Source organism: Salinivibrio socompensis S35 (assembly GCF_000513715.1).
Taxonomy (GTDB): domain Bacteria; phylum Pseudomonadota; class Gammaproteobacteria; order Enterobacterales; family Vibrionaceae; genus Salinivibrio; species Salinivibrio socompensis.
This window is the reverse complement of record NZ_AQOD01000082.1, coordinates 1-17967: the sequence shown is the minus strand read 5'-3', so window position 1 is coordinate 17967 and position 17967 is coordinate 1. Positions and strand designations below refer to the sequence as shown.

At 45.9% G+C, this 17967-nt stretch carries 11 protein-coding genes and 6 pseudogenes; 1 reads left to right on the top strand and 16 read right to left on the bottom strand.

All coding sequences use genetic code 11. From position 1 onward, the window contains the following. From DZ54_RS0110075 to traL, 9 genes and pseudogenes are all read right to left on the bottom strand, one after another. On the bottom strand, positions 1-921 hold a 921-nt coding region (locus DZ54_RS0110075; protein ID WP_025673981.1), incomplete at its 3' end, for a conjugal transfer protein TraC. After that, the gene (locus DZ54_RS0110070) at positions 921-1613 is read right to left on the bottom strand and encodes a DsbC family protein (protein ID WP_025673980.1); all 693 of its coding nucleotides are present in this window, start codon (positions 1611-1613) and stop codon (positions 921-923) included. The genes DZ54_RS0110075 and DZ54_RS0110070, both read right to left, overlap by 1 nt. Positions 1614-1801: 188 nt before the next feature. Then, positions 1802-2530 carry a hypothetical protein gene (locus DZ54_RS0110065; RefSeq protein ID WP_025673979.1) on the bottom strand — a complete coding sequence of 243 codons (729 nt, stop codon included), beginning with the start codon at positions 2528-2530 and terminating at the stop codon, positions 1802-1804. A gap of 75 nt (positions 2531-2605) precedes the next feature. Next, positions 2606-2981: pseudogene (traA, locus tag DZ54_RS20695) on the bottom strand (TraA family conjugative transfer protein). Further along, on the bottom strand, positions 2978-3406 hold the full coding sequence (locus DZ54_RS20690; protein ID WP_001112769.1) for a TraV family lipoprotein: 429 nt from the start codon (positions 3404-3406) through the stop codon (positions 2978-2980). Before DZ54_RS20690 ends, traA begins: the two are co-directional and overlap by 4 nt. A gap of 217 nt (positions 3407-3623) precedes the next feature. Further along, positions 3624-4911 (bottom strand): annotated as a pseudogene (locus DZ54_RS20685) (TraB/VirB10 family protein). Between the two features lie 2 nt (positions 4912-4913). Then, positions 4914-5810, bottom strand: a complete 897-nt coding sequence (locus DZ54_RS0110035; protein ID WP_037354186.1) for a TraK domain-containing protein — start codon at positions 5808-5810, stop codon at positions 4914-4916. After that, positions 5794-6420: a TraE/TraK family type IV conjugative transfer system protein gene (locus DZ54_RS0110030; RefSeq protein ID WP_025673974.1), complete on the bottom strand. Its 627-nt coding sequence runs from the start codon at positions 6418-6420 to the stop codon at positions 5794-5796. Before DZ54_RS0110030 ends, DZ54_RS0110035 begins: the two co-directional genes overlap by 17 nt. Next, positions 6417-6697 (bottom strand): annotated as a pseudogene (traL, locus tag DZ54_RS24165) (type IV conjugative transfer system protein TraL). The gene DZ54_RS0110030 and the pseudogene traL overlap by 4 nt, the downstream one beginning before the upstream one ends. A gap of 288 nt (positions 6698-6985) precedes the next feature. Between traL and DZ54_RS0110025 the strand changes: the two are divergent. Next, positions 6986-7573 carry a P-loop NTPase family protein gene (locus DZ54_RS0110025; RefSeq protein ID WP_025673973.1) on the top strand — a complete coding sequence of 196 codons (588 nt, stop codon included), beginning with the start codon at positions 6986-6988 and terminating at the stop codon, positions 7571-7573. A gap of 26 nt (positions 7574-7599) precedes the next feature. On the opposite strand, the gene DZ54_RS0110020 is transcribed toward DZ54_RS0110025, so the two are convergent. The 7 genes and pseudogenes from DZ54_RS0110020 to DZ54_RS24155 form a co-directional block, all read right to left on the bottom strand. Continuing rightward, positions 7600-8235: an IncC plasmid conjugative DNA transfer DtrJ family protein gene (locus tag DZ54_RS0110020; protein WP_025673972.1), complete on the bottom strand. Its 636-nt coding sequence runs from the start codon at positions 8233-8235 to the stop codon at positions 7600-7602. Beyond that, positions 8222-8781: pseudogene (locus DZ54_RS20680) on the bottom strand (conjugative transfer protein). The gene DZ54_RS0110020 and the pseudogene DZ54_RS20680 overlap by 14 nt, the downstream one beginning before the upstream one ends. Before the next feature lie 9 nt (positions 8782-8790). Beyond that, positions 8791-10610 (bottom strand): annotated as a pseudogene (traD, locus tag DZ54_RS20675) (conjugative transfer system coupling protein TraD). Positions 10611-10658: 48 nt separating this feature from the next. Further along, positions 10659-12808 (bottom strand): annotated as a pseudogene (gene mobH, locus DZ54_RS20670) (MobH family relaxase). A gap of 94 nt (positions 12809-12902) precedes the next feature. Beyond that, the gene (locus DZ54_RS0110000; RefSeq protein ID WP_025673971.1) at positions 12903-13757 is read right to left on the bottom strand and encodes a restriction endonuclease; all 855 of its coding nucleotides are present in this window, start codon (positions 13755-13757) and stop codon (positions 12903-12905) included. A gap of 18 nt (positions 13758-13775) precedes the next feature. After that, a complete protein-coding gene (locus DZ54_RS0109995) occupies positions 13776-16910 on the bottom strand; it encodes a type III restriction-modification system endonuclease (RefSeq protein ID WP_025673970.1) in 3135 nt (1044 codons plus the stop codon). A 9-nt stretch (positions 16911-16919) separates the two neighbouring features. Further along, positions 16920-17967: DNA methyltransferase (locus tag DZ54_RS24155; protein ID WP_025673969.1), on the bottom strand; the 1048-nt coding region annotated here is incomplete at its 5' end.

Genomic DNA, 17967 nt, shown 5'->3' with positions numbered 1-17967 from the left:
TGCAAGCACCGGCACAAACTTGAGCATCGGGCCATAGGCCTGATTGACCGCCCATTGACGCTTCGTCTCTAGACGAGATCGCATCGCCTCGGCTGAGGGAAAGTGGATGGTGACATTTAGCAAAAAGCTTCCGCGTAAACCGCGACTGCCCGTCATCATGTCGCCCGCAAAACTTGCGGCATGACCAAACCAGATCCGCTCAGGCAAGCGCTTAAACGATAAGGTTTTGACTCGGTAATCGCCCAGCATCAGACCTTGGCTATCGACTTTGATAGCTCGGTCATAATCCAACACTTGCTCCCGAAGTGGTTTATCTGCCTCACTGCGGATTGGAGATGGATTACGCCAGGAAGCATCTTTTCCCCAGTTAAGCTGCGCACTTAATGCCGCGAGCCAGTTTCGATCAGTCATCTCAGTAACGCGAAAACCAACCGTTGTCAGCGCCTGCGAGAAAGAAGCACGAAGCGCGGATGCTCGACTCAACTCACGCTCCGTCGGTATAGGACTTTCCAAAGGCAATTTGCAGGTGACGATCAGTTGAAAGTTGCGTACCTGAGTCTGGGTCGATTCTTCTATCGGTTGAACCGTGCCCCCATCGAGGAAATCCGCACGTTTGCGTATCGACGCCCTGAGCAATGGATCGGATTGACGATGCCGTAAGCCCATCATGCGTTGAAGGTCGGTTTGAATATCAGGCGAGGCGTATAGACCAAATTGCAGCAAAGTGTCTTTTGGCCAGTCGTTGTTGAGTAGAACATTAACCCTGTCTGCAACAGACTCATCACCACCCGGCAATGGGTCACATAGAAAACCAAAGCCAACACTCTGGTCTTCCATGAAAAACAGTTGCTCATCGTCTGAATAGGCCAATACTGGCAACAGCTCAGAAGCGCGTTGCCCTGAATACAGAGAGGCTTTCATTAACGCCCCTCCAACCAAGCAGAAAGGTCATAAGGACGGCCTCGGCTGATGCGACCATCATTGGCGACAATGAAAGGCACACCTTGAATGCCCAGGATTTGAGATGTCACCAAGGTACGCTGCATTGGTTCTAAGTTGCAGGCATCATCCTGTTCTAGGTTACCAATCCGGCCATTCAGCAATGCATCGGTGGCCGCTTTCTTGTCACGCGCACATCCAAGCTGGCGAACCTGACGCTCTGAATCAGGACCAAGCACTGGCACAGGGAGTATTTGGAAGGTGTATTCTTTGGTTAGCGGTAAAGCTTGTTTCAAAAGCTCATGGCAGTGCGGGCATCGTGGGTCAACAAAGACCACCACTTTCTTTTTGCCCTCGCCTAAAGTCAGTGGATTCAAATCATCCATTTTTAAGCCAAGACGACTTAAATCCAGCGTGTTCCCAGCTTCACGAATTTCTTCAAGGCTGGTAAGCGGCTTTTTAGACCAGGCATCATAGAGCGTGCCATCAATGACGAACCGGCCACTGTCTGACATGAAAACAATACGGCCATTGCTTTCGACCGCTTTCATACCCGTGACAGGTAAAGAAACCATGCCGTCAATTTTGCCAACGGGCGACACTTCAGACACAGGTTCAGCTTGAACCAATGGAGACAGCGCAAGCGCCAGAATAATTGGAGATAGTTTTCGCATGAGGAGTCCTCGTTAATGTAAATCGAGGCTCCAGTCTATGCAGTTGTCTTATGTGGACTCGGTTAGATAGATTGAAGATTTTGTTGTCTTTCTACACTAGCGACTGTCTTCACTCCAACATTTTGTCGAGTATTGACCTTTGGTGTGCAAGAAATCCAAACTGTATCAATCATATTAAAAACAATTTATCAGTATTTAGCTGATGCAAACTCTTCAAAATTAAGCGTTATTGTTCCTTGACTCTGAAATGCATCATCATAGTAAAAAAGTTTTATTATTGATGGGTCATCGCGAAATGGGGACTTATGCCTCACATTGTAGGAGATCAAAAATTCATACCCTCCCGAAGAGCATAAATTAGATAAAAGCATAAAGTTGGGGAAGTCATCTCTATAAGGAGACCAATTTTCCAGAGGAATGTAAGACCTCTTAAGCTCAATTATTGACTTCTCTCGATTTCTACCAAGATAGAACAAATCAATATCGCTAACTGTTATGGAGCCAAGAGATGCCCGCTGCCAATTATGATAAGCACTACTAGTAGCATCATTCACTGACTTCTGGCAGGGCTTATTATTAACTGGAACTCCATATTTCTGATATAGAGATTTTAAACTATCTAGCCCAACAGTAACTTTCTCACCGGATCCCTTATGTATATCGACGCTATCAATCTCTGAACTTGAGTCTTCAAATTCAATTCTTATGGCGGGGATACCGGTTTCTCTGGATAAATTTGAAACTACATGAATTATATTCTGATCAACTCGCCATGATTTTCCATGAGCAAATACAATTAGTTTTGGGTTAGAACCATGATCGCCATAGACTAATATCCACGCATTCCCAACAACCCAATAGTAATCTTCACTTCCATCGAGATTTTCATAAATCGCATTCGTTTTGTAATAATCCATAATTGAACCTTATCGTCCTAAACAGACGATAAGGTTACTTCATTTAAGACTGTGACTACAACTTTTGCCTCACAGTTAAATTACTCTGTTAATGATTGTCATCACCTGCTCGATTTCTGATGCACTCAGGCCGTAAGGTAAAGTTGCAGACATAACACTTTCAACAACTGTTGGCGTATTGTAGAGACCCATACCGCCACCAATGCCCAAGGCAAAAGCCAATCAAGCTTTGGCGAGCGATACCGCCCACAATACCCACCAGAACCATGGCTCCCGCTACGATCCGTCCCAAAGTACCTTGGGTCCAATCTTTTAGGGTATCCCACACATCAGTGAAAGCATCACCACCGGTGCCCGCAAATGAGGGCTCCGAAATCATTAACGCCATCAAACCAAGCGCACCAATGGTCATTAGGCGCTGAGTCTGAATGCTGCGAACTGCATTTGTCATTCGTTAGTTTCTCCGTAGATACTCAAGTTATCGCGCTTACCATCAGCTCCCGCTGAGGCTGAATCGCTTTGAGTCTGAAGTGGACGTAGCACTGGCGAAACCGTTCGAGGTGCTGACACCCCAATATCCCACCGGCGCGGTTCAATTTCGGTAAACACGTAGCTGGATAAATTCAGATCCCCACGGTCATCCTCCCAAGGCGCAATCCAAATCCGCATTACCCTTGAAGGAATGCGAATAGGTGCAGATTGCTGCGTCTCGGGTAATGCTGGATGGCTCAGCAGTCCTGTCTCTAAATCAGATTGTGAATACCCAGAGGGAGAACCAATTCGAGTCGCCACAGCATCAATCGTCTTGGGTGCAGCGCCATTACTGGTAAGCTCATAGACTTCACGAGCGGATAAACAGCGCACACCGTCAGGCATACCTGGCATCCATATTCACTACTCCCAAGACCCAATGAACTACAGCCAGACAATAAGGTTGAGCCGACTGCCAATAAAAGTAATCCAGCTTTAGACCACTGTATTGACTGGTGCTTTGGGTTGTTCTGCATTGATGTCGTCATGGTTAACTCTCCTCTGGATACACATCTTATTGTCTGAAACGGACTTCGATCGGTTAGCAACATGCAGGATTTTTTCATCTTCTTGCACCTACCCCTTGCGAAGTGGCCAACGACAACGAGGCCCCACGAGTGACTATGACTTCAATTTTCCTTGCAGCGTCTACCTCTATGACTGGGAACATATTTTCAGCCATGTCCAAATAGAACTTGGCCACTCGATCCAATGCTTTACCGGTGCCTTTAATCGCAGCGCCTTGCAATGCTTCTTGGCTCATGACTTGCTGGTACAGTTGAGTATCACCGGCATTACCCGTCTGAATCGTCGGAACAGGATTTACATCAAATGCGCCAGCCAAGCCCTGAAGAAATCCGGCCATCATTGATTTGGCACCAGTTGGCCTTGTTTCGACACCAATCGGCCACGAATACCGGCTTTGCCGTCTTCACCCACGGCATAAGAATCCAGTCGCGTTTCAATGACGCCACCATCTTCTCTCACACATGAAATGGTCTCGCCTCGCAAATAGGCACGCTCAGAGCTCAAATCACCGTAACCTGCGGCGATCAAGAAACACTCTTTGATATCCGCTCTAAATCGGTTGGGTAAAATGGCTTCCTTTTGAATCCTCAGCAATGCAGGAAAAGGTTCACGTCTTGCAGACTCGTGAGTAGGTGCATCCAAACCTGTGATCAAAGTACCTGAGATGATGCTGCCCGCTGGTAAATACAAAGGCGGCGCTTCTTGCACAACAACTTCTGGTTCGACAACCACTTCAGGCTCAATCATACGAATCGTGATTGGCGGCAATGGAACATCCCGTGCTCGTGTCCCTTGACCATTGACTGGCTGTTGATATAGCGGATCTGGCTGCGGCGCATTGGCAAAATAGTCGTCTGGGTTAGACGGCAGTGGCTTTTCTTCTTTAGGCAATTCCATGGCAGATAAAGGCACTTCAAAACGGCTATTTGTGCCTTCAACTGCTGCATCACCTCCAGCGCGAATATCATCAAGCTCCGCTCGAAGGCGAGCCAGCTGCGCATTGACCTCACTTGGTATAGAAGGCGAACCTGGCTTAGCCGTCCTGAATCGACGTCACGACGCAAGCGTTCAACTTCACGGCGTAACTGCTCGTTGCGCTCACTGAGTAGTTTTACGTTTGCAGCCAAACTATCGACCCCAACATCACGAGTATTGGTATCCGTAAGAATGTGCCGGATCGTTTCCTGCCGGTTCCGACTGCTTGAGCCATCGTCAGGATTAGGTGAAAACACCATCACCATAAGGATGAGACCACCAGCAATACCAGCAACCGATAGGCCCCGCTTCATGTTCGGGCTCATTTGTTCCCATTGTGCTTTCATCGTTACTTACCTCCCACAAGAAGCGAAGGTCGCTGACTTTCCACTGGTTCTTCACGATGATTGCGAACAACCACATATAACTCAGTCTTTTCATCCGGCAACAAGATATTGCGAGGCCAGTAGGCGCTTGCCACTATATCTGGTGCATGGCAGGCTATCTCACTGGCTTCTATCGGCTCATCGGCAAAGCTTTCAACCAGTCCTACATAGACGGTGAAGTAATGTCCCGTCACAATTTGCCCCTGCTTAAAACCAAACTTTAAGCCCGGCTGAAAACATTTCGGGCTTGTGTCAGTTTGGCCAGCTAAACGGATGTCATAGCCTTGTGGTAACTCATTTAGTGCAAGGCGTCTGAGTAAATCACGTAAGCTATCGACGTATGGCTGAGCCGTTTCCCAAGTGGCGGCTTTTCGGTTCACGACGCCCTTAATAGGCCACTGCTGACCATCAATAGCTAAGGTGATTTCACGCGGTGGAATACGACGAGGGACTAAGGTGACAGATAATGCGGGCGCTTCCTGACCAGGCGGAGTGATGTAAAGTGAAACAGGTGATTCTTTGTCCGTGGCCACATATACAACATTCCCCTTGATTTGCGTCTGAGCATCACTGGTTGTTCTCACCTGAGGCGATTCAAACGGCGTCACAATCCGATTCAGATGCCCAAGCGCTACAGGGATCAGTTCATTTACTCCCGGTGTCATCAGTAGCGTTGTTGGCGTATCCGTTGAAACCGTATTGCTTTGAACCGGTGGATTTGCAGTATCGGACTGCTTCATCACACTGGCTGGCACAATCGGCAATTCCACGTCTGCATACGACGCTTGAGATAACAGGACACCACTCAAGCTCATTGCGATTAAGCTTGGCGTCATCCATCGACTAATTTTGGTTCGCATCATTCACCCTCCGGTTTTGCTCTTGGGTCAACTTTTCACGAACTCGCTTCGTTCTAGCTTGCCCCTCGTATGTATCCATCCAACTGAGCTTTGGACGGTATTGCTCAATATCGATGTCAAACTCATAGGTGCGAGTTTGGCGCTGCTCATCTCCCGATGGTCCAGAGACCAAGGAATAACCGGTCACAAAGACATGGCCAGTTTCATACTCATACTCCACTTGTCTGGGTTGGAATTTAAGCGTGACTCGGTCTTCCCGGATTTGTCTTGCCTGAATCTCCAGTGCATCGACCACTTGCTGGTACACCGCAGGTGAAAGCAGTGGTTCTATAGCAACCCGGATGAAAGACACATTACCCGGCGTCACGTTGCCCATAAGCTCAGCCAGGTAGAGTCCCCAAGACTCAAGGTAAGGTTGAGTGGCTTGGTTTCGTGACACTTCAGCCGTTTCAGACAAGGTTGGTGGTTGAATGGCTACCACGGTATTGCGAGAAAATGCCGCTACCGCAAGCAGCAAATTAGATAGCACCAGCACTGCAATCAGGAACCGCTGCCATCGGTTCTCTATTTGCGTGCCTTGCCATGATTTTAAAAACACGTCGAACTTCACGGCAGATAGCTCCTGATAAATGGGTTAGGGATCGTCTTGGCTTTGGTTGGCAACAGCCCAGCCCAGTAGATGGCGTGAAGAATAAAACCATCAGGCGACCATCACGAAAACGCCGATAGAGCTTGGTTGTCACCAACCCCAACAAGCATAAAACCAAGGCATTACCGGTAAAAATGCCGATCACTAGCCCCAACAGAATGGGAGCCATCTCATCGGCACTCCAAAGCAGGAAGTGCGGCGGGTCATCGATATAGGATGGAATATTTACAGGTTCCATAGTCACTCCTCGTTGTTTGAATTGAGAAGTGAAGGATGCCTCGGGATTGACAGGTTCAGTGGTCAGCTAGATGCCGAATTCTTGAAGGTTTTGAAGGTTCTAATCAGACAATACTAACAATTGATCTTTTTGATGCGGTTGATATGATGGGGATATTGGTCGTGTCGAGACCAGCTGCCCACTTTAGCAAACCCGGACGGGACGACATGCATATCAAATTTATTTTTTGCTTAGGTTTTTTCTGCGACCTCGGCAGTGGGCACCGTATTCGCTAATAGGAGAAACTCAATGCAAATTACTAAAATCATTTCCTCTGCCACGGTTGAACGTTTAAAGCAAAAAGCACGAAAGCTAAAACGTGAAACATCCATTACACACACTGAAGCACTCGATGAAATTGCAGTATCTGCTGGTTTTAATCATTGGCATCAGGTTGTACTAGCTAATGACGCACTGAAACCATCAGAAGTGGGGTTATCTTCTGGATGTGTCATGGCTTTTGATGTCAAAGATGGTATGGATGTCGATACCAGTGATGGGGTTTTAATTGAAGACCACTTCTTGGAGATGCTCACTGAAAAGCAGCTGTTTGAAATTTATGCCAATTCCCCTGATGAAGACGACGAACAAAACAGGCCACTAAAAGAAACTCTATCGGATTCAGAGCTTCATGAGTATTTTCGAGATGATTGCTCATTCGTGTACTTTCGCCTAGCCGAGTCTCATGCAAACAAACCGCTGAAAGAAGTATTGGCTCTTATACGACAGTACTCGTTTTGGATGCCGCAATATATTTGGCTTCAAGGTCACCTTATTGATACTTATCATTTGCCAGCGGAAGACGAGAATGGCAATACCGTAGGCGTAAGGTTTTAGCTCTACAAGATGAGGCCTAACTGGCCTCATATCTTCTTCTGCAAGTGACTTAACGCCAACCCCGCCATCAATGCCAAGCCGATGATCATCGACGGTAGCACTACCGGTGGAATAGCCAGCGGGGCGAACAATCCCATAAACAGCAAGATGACGCCTGAACCCAGAATTATCATGCTATAGCGGTGAATGATAGGGCTCGAAAAATCAAATGTTGTTTTCTTAATCTTCCAGGTCATCAAGCCGTCCCACAGTGCTGGTAACATGAGAATAAGCGCAAAGGGCAACCAGACCATCAGCAAAGCAAATCGAGTGAACACCTGGTACAACACATCAAAAAATGCCTGAATACGGTCTTCTACCCACACAAACCAAAAGCCTCCCATGTTCTCCATCCCTTTAGAGCGCAGTCGCTGCTCTTCAGTGGGGATCAGAAAATCACGCACAGATTGCACCATCTGCGTATCCACAACCCATGACTGATACCAGCGATGGCTAGTTTGACCAATCCAATAGCTTGTTTGTGCGCCCAATTGGTTTTGGATCATCTGCTTCTCTTTACTGATGACCCGGCCAGTCCAATCACCGGGCACTAGCACGCCAATGGCAATAATCTCCAGCATCAGCGCCAGACACAGCAGCCAAACCGACTTATGCTTGCTCATGCCAAACATCCTCTTCGACTCGCGCCAGCATGGCTGCAACGGTTGGCGTCATAATCCGGCCTTTAATCACTTGTTGAAGCCGCTTTGTCGTCGTATGACCACTGACATAACGCACTTCGATGCGTCCTTCAGCCAAATACGCCATCCGATTTGGACGATTACGCATCCAAGTATGGAAATAGACACCATCCACGGCGGCCCACTCGAAATGGTCAGGATCACGCAGGCGAATCCCCGTTAAAGCACTGGCGACAGTCCAGGTCAGTGCCTCAATGAAATGCCAAAGTCGTACACTGTCATCATCACAACTGACTTCTTCATAACTGCCCAAGCCATTACACAGACACAAATCAAAGATGGAATGGCCATCTAACGTGAGCGCATCCGTTAAATAGTCCGCCAGACAGTGCACTGAAGCCAAAGCATGAGCCAATCGGCTTCAAGCAGTCTTAAAGCTTCCTTGAACTGAGGGTTATGTTGCTGCCACTGAGCGAGCATTTCTTTACTGGTAAGTGTTGTCATTTTCAGACAGACAGAATGATGCATACAGACTCCTTATGCTGCCTGTGTAGAGCTGGTTAAAATAGGAATGCGGCCTTTGATCACGCGGCCACCTGAAAGCTTGGCGATGTACTCAAGGTTAGGGAGCTGGCCTAATAACTGCGGTGGAAACATATCGCCTTCTTCCTCCATCAAGCGTTCGCCATGATTGCCGGTAAACAACGCGGGGCTGTCCGAGTTGGACGACATACCTTGAGTTTGCATGATGTACTGCAACCGAGTCTTAGGCAGATTGTCGGTAATGTACTGCTGCGTTTCGGCATCCATCACCCGAAGGGCTATCAGGTTGTTGATGTTACCTAACACCTGGCGAGCCTTAGCTTCACTGCCTGTACGAGCGGCAAAGTCAGCAAAGGTCTGAGTAGCAATCACACAACGCATTTTTGCGCCACGGCCTTTGTTGAGCAGTTGAATGAAGGGATCATTGACGACTTCAGCCGCCTCATCGATGAAGATATTTACGGGACAATTTTCAACACCATAGTTATAGCGGTCACCGGCCACGGCGGTGAGATCGGATAAAAGCAACGAACCAATGGCGCTGCCAACCATGGCGTCGGTCAATGAATCCAAGCCTATATATGCCACTTGGGCATTGTTGATAATACGGCCAGAATCCGTAATTAACCGGCTGTCATCTACGTCATTTGCAATAGGTGATAACAGTGGGCCAAGTTCACTTGAAGTGAGCATATTGAGCACCGGCATCAGTGAGGCCACCATCTTGGAATAGTGGGTTCTGTCATGTTCAAACATGCTCAGTAACCCCTCCAAATCGGTATTGGCTGCAACGGGCTGAATGCGTTCGTAGTAAAAAAGCAGCATCGCCATGGCTTGTTTTGCCAAGGTATTGGCCTTTTCAGTAAAGCGTTTAATCTCCACACTAAAGTTTGGATACACCTGCTCCCCCCAGGCTGTGACGGCTTTTACTACCAAGCCTTCTGGGCCACCTTCCAAGAATCGCCTCAGTGTTTTCAGATCAGGACGTTGTGACGTAAGCAACAAACCTTGCACTATGTTGTTCAATGCCATTTGGCCAAAGGCTTTAAATGGATCAGCACCGGTTTCGGATGGGATTAATGCCGCAATTCGGCTGGCGATTTCAGTACCCCGGTTAAAGTTCCTCAGGGGATTAAGTCGTACTGAATGCTCAGGAAAACCCGGATGAAAATACACAAAACGCTCAGGACTACCGGCGGCAATACAGGCTCGCTGTGCATTATCCTTAAGCTCTTTGTCTCCCTTGGGGTCAATAATAATCACGGCTTCAATTGCGCAAATGGCTGGGTGGTCATCGCATCAAAGCATCGGGTTTTTCCGGCACCGGTCGTACCGACAATTAAGGTGTGCCCCTCAGTGTGACTAACTGGCTGATACACATCTTCTTCTTTGGGCTCGACACCATGAATCCAGGTCGAACCCATTTGTTTGCCGTGACCTTGGTTAAGCAAGGTTTGCTTATCCCTTTTTAGAATTTCATAAGCGCGTTGAGCATGACGTTGGTCCCACTCAAAGCCATACCCTAACCACAATTCATCAGGATGTTTTGCCATCACCTTTTGTAAATGCGACAGCTCCATAAAAGCCAATGGCTTACCTTTTAATCCTATCTGCAACTTATAAAGACGGTAAGCCTCAGGCAGGCGATACAACGCCATGCCCGAGGAAATCCCCGTCATCCACCAAAATGGCTCAGGTGGTAGCTCAGTCAGCATTTCAGCGGCAATTGCCCCAGTGGCACCAACCAGCCAACCTGCTGCTGCCATGGCTTCATAGTTCGTGCGCCAGGGCATCTCGTATGCGTTTTCTTTCATGCATGCTCCGCAAAATAACCGTTTACAATCCGCTTAACTTCAAATGGATTAACGTTTAGCGTGAGCGGTAAACAGAACCGTTTCCCCCTCATCAAACTGGCATTGGTCACTGGCCGAGATCCCCCGAAGCAGCTGTCCGGCTGGAATGCCATGCTCCTTGGCGACTTGGCGTAAGGTTTGAATCGTGACGCGAATACCATCGACACTATGATCCACGTCTGGGTAATCGCCATCGGTCAGTAAGATGGGCAAATCTTTCACAAAATTAACCATCTGTTGCCGCTGAGCATGTTTGGGGTCTGTACATGAGTTCGTATTGGGCACTATCGGCTTTTGCTTGCGCTCCGCTCTTATGGCGGGTTCTTTTGCGTGGGCATTGGTTGTCTCAGTTCGACTCGGACACTGTGAAGCCTCATCGTTCTGAATTGCTGACACTGTTTCTGCATCTTGATTGGAGAGATCTATCAGTGCAGTTAGCCCTTTCGAAACTGACACTTTTAGTAGTAACCCTGGCTCCTGAACGCCATCTTTCGTAGTAACAGTTCTGGCCTTACGTGTCGGGTTTGCAGGATCTAGTTCAAGCCAGTCTAATCGACTGAGTTCAGCAAGCAGTTTTCGGGGAGCACACCAAGGCCTTACGGCATCTGGATAGCGGATCAGTATCTGTTCACCAACCATAACCAACGCACTGCTGGCCTCTGGGAGCCACGCCAAAGATTCAGGTAGATTCAATGCTGCTTCGTTTTGCTGGTTTACGTTATCTGTGATAGCAGCATCGTATGAATGGTGAGGCTTTTCACATCCATCACCCGGAACATTTTTAATTGCCTGAAGGTGATTAACATCACTGGCATGACGAAGTTCATCATCTTGTTCGGACGATTTTGTCGATGGCAACTCAGCCGATTTGCTGTGATCGATTGATGCAGAACCTTCAGGCAAGTCTGAATGCTCACTAGAGCGACTCTGAGGCTCTGCTTGTGATTGTTGTGTTGCTTCCCACTCAGGTTTACTAAACAGCGTCACACCACTTGGCACATTCGAGCTGAACAATAAATCGGCCTCAGATATATGCAGCATGGGTAACCAGATTGGCTTGTCGTCTTTGATCAGTACTTCAGGGGCAAGACTTTCATATCGCTCATTTGAGCCGGATTTCGTGGCCAATCCTCGCTCAATGAGGATGTCCGCAAGGGTATCGGGATCTCTTGGGATGCCTGGTATCTTGTCTTTGGCCAATAGCTCAATAATGTCTTTAGCGGCACTTTTCCAGACCAGGTAAAGATTGGTCGATTGATTCGATTTTCGTACCCAGACTCTGACGTCTCGCTGATTGACCAGCCATTGCGAACTGGCAAGTAATCGCCTCATGGCATCAAGTAGATAGCGTTCGACTGGGACACCAAGGCATTGTCGTCAACGGAAATTCGTTGAGCTTTCAGGTCTCGCTGGACACTGGTTTGGTCGGCTTCAATGACCAATTTAGACAGGACATGCTCGGGATCGGTATTGCCAATTGCCTCCAGCATGGCTTGCAAAATCTCAGGGCCAGGTTGAGTTAACCAGGCGAGCAACTCAGGAGTCATCACTCGGTTTAACACCAGAATTGAAAATTGCTCGTGTCGCTTACACCGTCCGTCGCGCCAGCGAATGAAATAGCGTTCAATGCTGTTATTAGTGGTCCACTGAGATAAGGTTTCTAAAAAAGGGTTCCACTGATAGCGTCCATCTTCGTCTGTAATGGACAAGTCTGAAACAGGCTTACCAATATCATGAAACAAACCGCCAAGAGCCGCCGCAACACGCCACCTTGGTTCAAGCTCTTTTTTCTCAACCGGGGTGCCACTGGCAACAAAGATGATCCCCTCAGCAGCTTGTGCCGCCCAGAAAGCAACTTCCAACGAGTGACGTAATAAACCACCAGCGCCACTGTGATGATGATGCTCAGAAGCTGGCAGCAAGTGGACATAAGCAGCCAGATGATCAATGCAGGGCTGAATCAGCCTTTGAAACTCACGCTGATTAAAGCCAAGTACCTGGCGCAGTTTGGCAATTAGCTCGTCTTGTGTGGACTGCAAATCTTCAGGTGACGCAGCTGGCAACCCCTTCAGGAATGGCGGATAGCGTGGAATTTCCGCATCCAGTTGTGATGACAGCTCTGGTAGTGCTTTGGTTTGAAAAAATAGGTTTTTGAACATAGTGAACCTCCGACACGATAGTGTGAAGGTTCATTAACAATTAGGTTGTTAGATAGTCGCAAGAAACTTGCACTTATCTGTAGCGATGATAGAGCTAAAGACTTAAAAACCAGTCTGGTTCAACTGTTACTTTTTCAACCAACTCTGTTTTAACACCTAAACTAAGTTCTTTGAGCTTATCGGCTAACTGATCACCATCAACCAAGTCAATCGGAGCAACACCATCACGGTTGGCTTCTTCAATGGCTGCTTTTGTAAAACTGCCTGTGGTAATAAACATGCCACGATCTGCACGTCCTACCGTTGTCCCTCTGAAATCTCGGATTTCTGGTGCCCCAACAGAGCCTTTGTATTTCTTACACTGAAAAGCAATATGAAAACTCATCAAACCGTTAATTCGGGCAATTCCTTTGCCATCGATACCACCATCACCCGTGCGGCCAGTCACTTCAACATGGATAAAGCCTGATTCTCTCAGTAATCTCTGTGTTAATCGCTCAAATGCATCCGGGCTCATTTCCTCAATGAGTACATGGTGTAACTTTTCACGCCAAGCCATAGCTTCTTCTGGTGAATCTTCAGACGAAAGCTCTGGCTCTGAAGAAGCACTTTTTGAAACCCCAGGCTTTCGGTCAAGTTCTCTAACAAAATTGACAATCTCCCGACTATCCAGCTTGGTATTTTGTTTGGCTTTATCGGTCAAAGCCCAAACACCTCTTGAAGAATTTTCAAGATATCCAGCTTTCTTGAGGTAGGTTCTCGCCCAAGCCAATCGATAACCAACCTCCGTTTGGCTGCTCTTTTCGGGGTTATGCAACACGGCTAGAGTCTGCTCATCAAACTTTTCTAGCTCCACGACCTCCTCGTATATTTCATCAACACTACCTGAACCGCCAAGATTATTCAGGGCGATGATGAGTGGCTGCATCAGCTGGTCAAAAGTAACCATAAAAGATCCCATCCAAAATTAAAAAATGGCTTCCCATCCCAAAAGAGACAGCCCACTATTGGTGACATTAATATCTAACCGCTTACGACTTCCATCAATTTCGAGTAATCTCGTTACAACATCATATTTGACGTTTTCACTCGTGATCTCTGCATTAATTTTTTCAAAGAACTTCCTAGCACATTCAATCTTGCGATCTTCTATGCCACGCAATTCAAGCGAAGACATCGTTCCTTTAGTCTCAGCAATAAAGTAAATGTGTTTAACACTTCCTTCTTTGAAAGAAATAGCCCAATCAGGGTTGTAGTCGCCAACAGGCGTCGGTATCAGAAAACCACGAGGAAGTTTTGCATAAACCACGACTTCTTTGCTTGTATCAAGCTCGGTAACAAAGTCCCGCTCAATGCCTTGTGAATCAACGACAACATAATCGTAAATATGCTTATTAACGCCACTAACGGCTTTTGTCATATCTGTAATCTTTTGTTCAGCCGTGAATATATCAACATCATAAGATTCGTTAGTTGGATCATATGATAGCTTCTCGATAATTACAGATGCCTTTTGTTCTTTCACAAGGCGTGAAGCCTCAGCCAGAAAATGCTCAGGGTTCTGCTTAAATTGTGCAAATACAACAGGTTCTATACCCATCAGAATTTCAGCGACTGTTTTGCGAGTCAGCACACAATTTTCAGCCAGCTTACCAATCAAATCATAACGAACAGCAGAATGAATGCTCGATTGATGAGTTTCAGTCTCAGTGTTTTTCACCTTGAAACTTTGTCCAGCTTTGAGTTGTTCGTCGGTAATGCCATCCAATTGAACACCATCTTGAATGGTGTATTGAAGAGGCGTTACCTTAAGTTCTTTGTTGAGAACCTGAATGCAGTTTTTAATCAACTCAGATGAGTCAAAATCAACCTTATAGACCGCTTTGCGATTGATTTTGTGCCAAAGCTCCTGAAACTCTTTCTTATCAAAATTAGCATTCAACGGATTATTTTTGGGTTTACGATCATCACCAACACCAGGAAGTTGTGCTTCACTATAAATACCGTCAATCAGGGTTAATATCTGTTCTCGGTATGGCTCTAACTCAACAGGCATTGGGGCTAACTGTCCATTAGCCTTAGCCTGGTGGAATGATGGTGCGATTGAATCGTCAGCTTCATTGGTATAATCATTTTTAAGCAAATACTTATAAATTTGCTTAGCCATGACAGGTGTTACTTCTACCGGGCCATCAGCCGTTGTAATTGTCTTACCCGTAAAATAAGCTTCATCTGCTTTTCTAGGTCTCGCTGAGAGAGACTCGCTGATTTCTTTTTGTAGATTCGTGACAAAGTCTTTATAGCTTTCACTTGCAATCACCGACAAAACATTAATTTCATGCACAGTTGCCGGATGGTCTTGTCTGTCACCATGTTTATTGACGGCCAGACGTAAACCACGTCCAACTTCTTGACGACGAGAGATAGTATTATCGCTGTGTTTCAACATACACATGACAAATACGTTTGGATTATCCCAACCCTCGCGTAATGCCGAATGTGAAAAGATAAAACGAGTAGGCTCTTCAAAAGAAAGTAACTTTTCCTTATCTTTTAGAATCAAATCATAAGCATCTACATCGTCTGATAGACCGGCATCTTCACCACGCACTTTAAATCCAGGATTCTGAAGACGATTTGATTTCTTATCAATTGAGAAGTAACCATTATGCGTTCTAGAGCCTTCAATGGCCGATAGATAGGCTTTATAGGCATCAGTATGCTCACTTGACAATAGGGGCAACTCATCAAGATACTCCTGTACAAGCAAGGAGTACTCTTCTTCAAAGACACGAGCATATTCGCCTTTCTCATCCGCTTGGGAGTAGTCTCTATACTTTGCGACTTCGTCAATAAAAAAGAGAGAGAGAACCTTTATACCTTGGTTAAAAAGTGTTTTTTCTTTTTCAAGGTGCGCTTTAATTGTCTCCCGGATCTGTATTCGGCGAATGGTCTCTTCGGTCACATCCCCCGTGGCATCGCCCGCAGTTAAAACGTGGCCATTCTTGAATTCAACCGTATCGTTAATCGCGTTGACATCAGTAACCACAAAATCACGGTACTGATCCAGACCATTACTAAGATCAAAAAGATTATCGCCCTTAGTGACTTTCTTAGGTATGCGTTTAATGCCATTTTGTTGTTTAACCTCGATCTCTATACGAGCCACTGGCATTTTTTTCGAGATCTCGATGGATTCCAGATATAGATAGGCTGTCGTGCCCGCTAAGCCCTTTACTGAGATACCACGAACTGCAATTTTCTTAACCAACTTATTGTTATAAGCGTCAAGCGCATCCAAGCGATGCACCTTATTATGTGTTGTTTTATGCGTGGCCGAGTATCGAAGTACCATCAGTGGTTTGAATTTGGCTAAGGCATCTAATGTCTTCTTGCCTTCCATCTTTTGTGGCTCATCCAAAATCAGGATTGGACGGTTTGCACTAATAACATCAATAGGACGCCTAGACTGAAAGTCATCCAACTCTTCATAAATACGTCTATTGTCTTTTCCTGACGCATTAAAGGCTTGAATATTGATGACCATCACATTGATGCCACTGTCAGATGAAAAATTCTCTAACTGATGTAATTGCTTGGAGTTATAGATAAAGAATCGTGCCTTTTTACCGTCGTAGTTTTGGGCAAAATGCTCACCGGTTATTTGCAGCGACTTGTAAACACCTTCACGAATGGCGATGCTAGGCACTACGATAATAAATTTGCTCCAGCCATAGCGCTTATTCATCTCAAAGATGGTTTTGATGTAACAATATGTCTTACCTGTACCGGTTTCCATTTCAACATCGAGGTTTATCTTTGAGCTGGCATTGCCGATTAACGTTTCTGAAACAGGAAGGTTCTGTCTACTTTGAACACCATGGATATTTTGCAATAACTGCGATTCAGTGATCGCGAGTTCAGCATTTTTAAAACCATCCTGGTCACTCATATCCCAACCAGCATTACCAAACTTATCTTTGGCAACACCAGGATCGATTCGGTAGGTAACTCCCGAGGTGTTAGGTTGCCCCGCAAAGCAGTCAACAACTGACTCTACGGCAACAGTTTGATAAGGTTGGACTTTGAACTTTAACTTCATACTCCCTCCTTATATAGCTTTAACTTCAGTATGTGGGGACACTTGCTTGAAAATCTGCTCGGCATTAATTTTTACTGCATCAGACTCAAAGCCGTCATCACGGAACACCACACGAAGTGGTTCTTTTGCAGCTAACTCTTTAATCAAAGCTTCATTTATGCGCAGATCAAAACAGGCCACCAGTGCATCATCATCAACAAAGAAAACTGATTTGCCTTGGATCGATTCTTTTTTAATTGGTAAGCTTAAATCGACGCCCCAATCCAGTAAGACTTGAAAAAGTAAATCTTCATCAGTGCGGTCTGCCTTAATATTATCAACCAATAAATCTAACGAGCCCTGAGTAACTTGATCCGGGGCGTAGTACACATCTGCCATATTGGAAGTATCAACTTTGAAAAAACGAAAACCTTTGTCATCCAAGAAATTCTCAAAGAGTTTCCCCGCCTCAACTAACCTCTTGATTGACAAATCTGAAATTGATTTAAATTTATAGTTTTTTGCAATAGATTCATCACATTTTTCATCAACCTGAACAAGAATAAACCTCAGGTTATTTCCTTGCTTTTTATTTAAATCAAATATGGCATGGCCAGTAGTTCCAGAACCAGCAAAAAAGTCCATAACTATATCATTACCATTACAAACTGATTCTATAACCCTCTTTGTAACTTCAACTGATTTTGGAGTGTCGAATGGAATACCCATAGATGAAAGTAACGAATCATCACTACCTGCAAAATAGAGTAAAGAAGGAACATTTTCATACATGTTCTCGCTTAATAAATATTTTCTTGTTGGCTGTGTAGCTTCGTCCTTTCCAAAAACAATTAATCCTGCATCAAGCAATTTTTTCATTGTTGCAGGGGGATTTCTCCAACCTCTTTCAGGAACTGGACATTCCTTTTTAGTTTCAGGGTGTACTAGAGGAATAAAATAGTCATCTGGCGCTTTCTTTTTATTGGGCCATGCCATGGAGACAGTCCTATACACTCTTCCTTCGTCATCAATAAACGAATAAGCTTTTTCACCACCAGAGAAGGGAGATTTAGAAATC

Bases quoted from the DNA above. Each gene is read 5' to 3' on its own strand.
- DZ54_RS0110070 (WP_025673980.1), bottom strand. From the start codon at position 1,613: ATGCGAAAACTATCTCCAATTATTCTGGCGCTTGCGCTGTCTCCATTG.
- DZ54_RS0110065 (WP_025673979.1), bottom strand. From the start codon at position 2,530: ATGGATTATTACAAAACGAATGCGATTTATGAAAATCTCGATGGAAGT.
- DZ54_RS20690 (WP_001112769.1), bottom strand. From the start codon at position 3,406: ATGCCTGACGGTGTGCGCTGTTTATCCGCTCGTGAAGTCTATGAGCTT.
- DZ54_RS0110035 (WP_037354186.1), bottom strand. From the start codon at position 5,810: ATGCGAACCAAAATTAGTCGATGGATGACGCCAAGCTTAATCGCAATG.
- DZ54_RS0110025 (WP_025673973.1), top strand. From the start codon at position 6,986: ATGCAAATTACTAAAATCATTTCCTCTGCCACGGTTGAACGTTTAAAG.
- DZ54_RS0110020 (WP_025673972.1), bottom strand. From the start codon at position 8,235: ATGAGCAAGCATAAGTCGGTTTGGCTGCTGTGTCTGGCGCTGATGCTG.
- DZ54_RS0110000 (WP_025673971.1), bottom strand. From the start codon at position 13,757: ATGGTTACTTTTGACCAGCTGATGCAGCCACTCATCATCGCCCTGAAT.
- DZ54_RS0109995 (WP_025673970.1), bottom strand. From the start codon at position 16,910: ATGAAGTTAAAGTTCAAAGTCCAACCTTATCAAACTGTTGCCGTAGAG.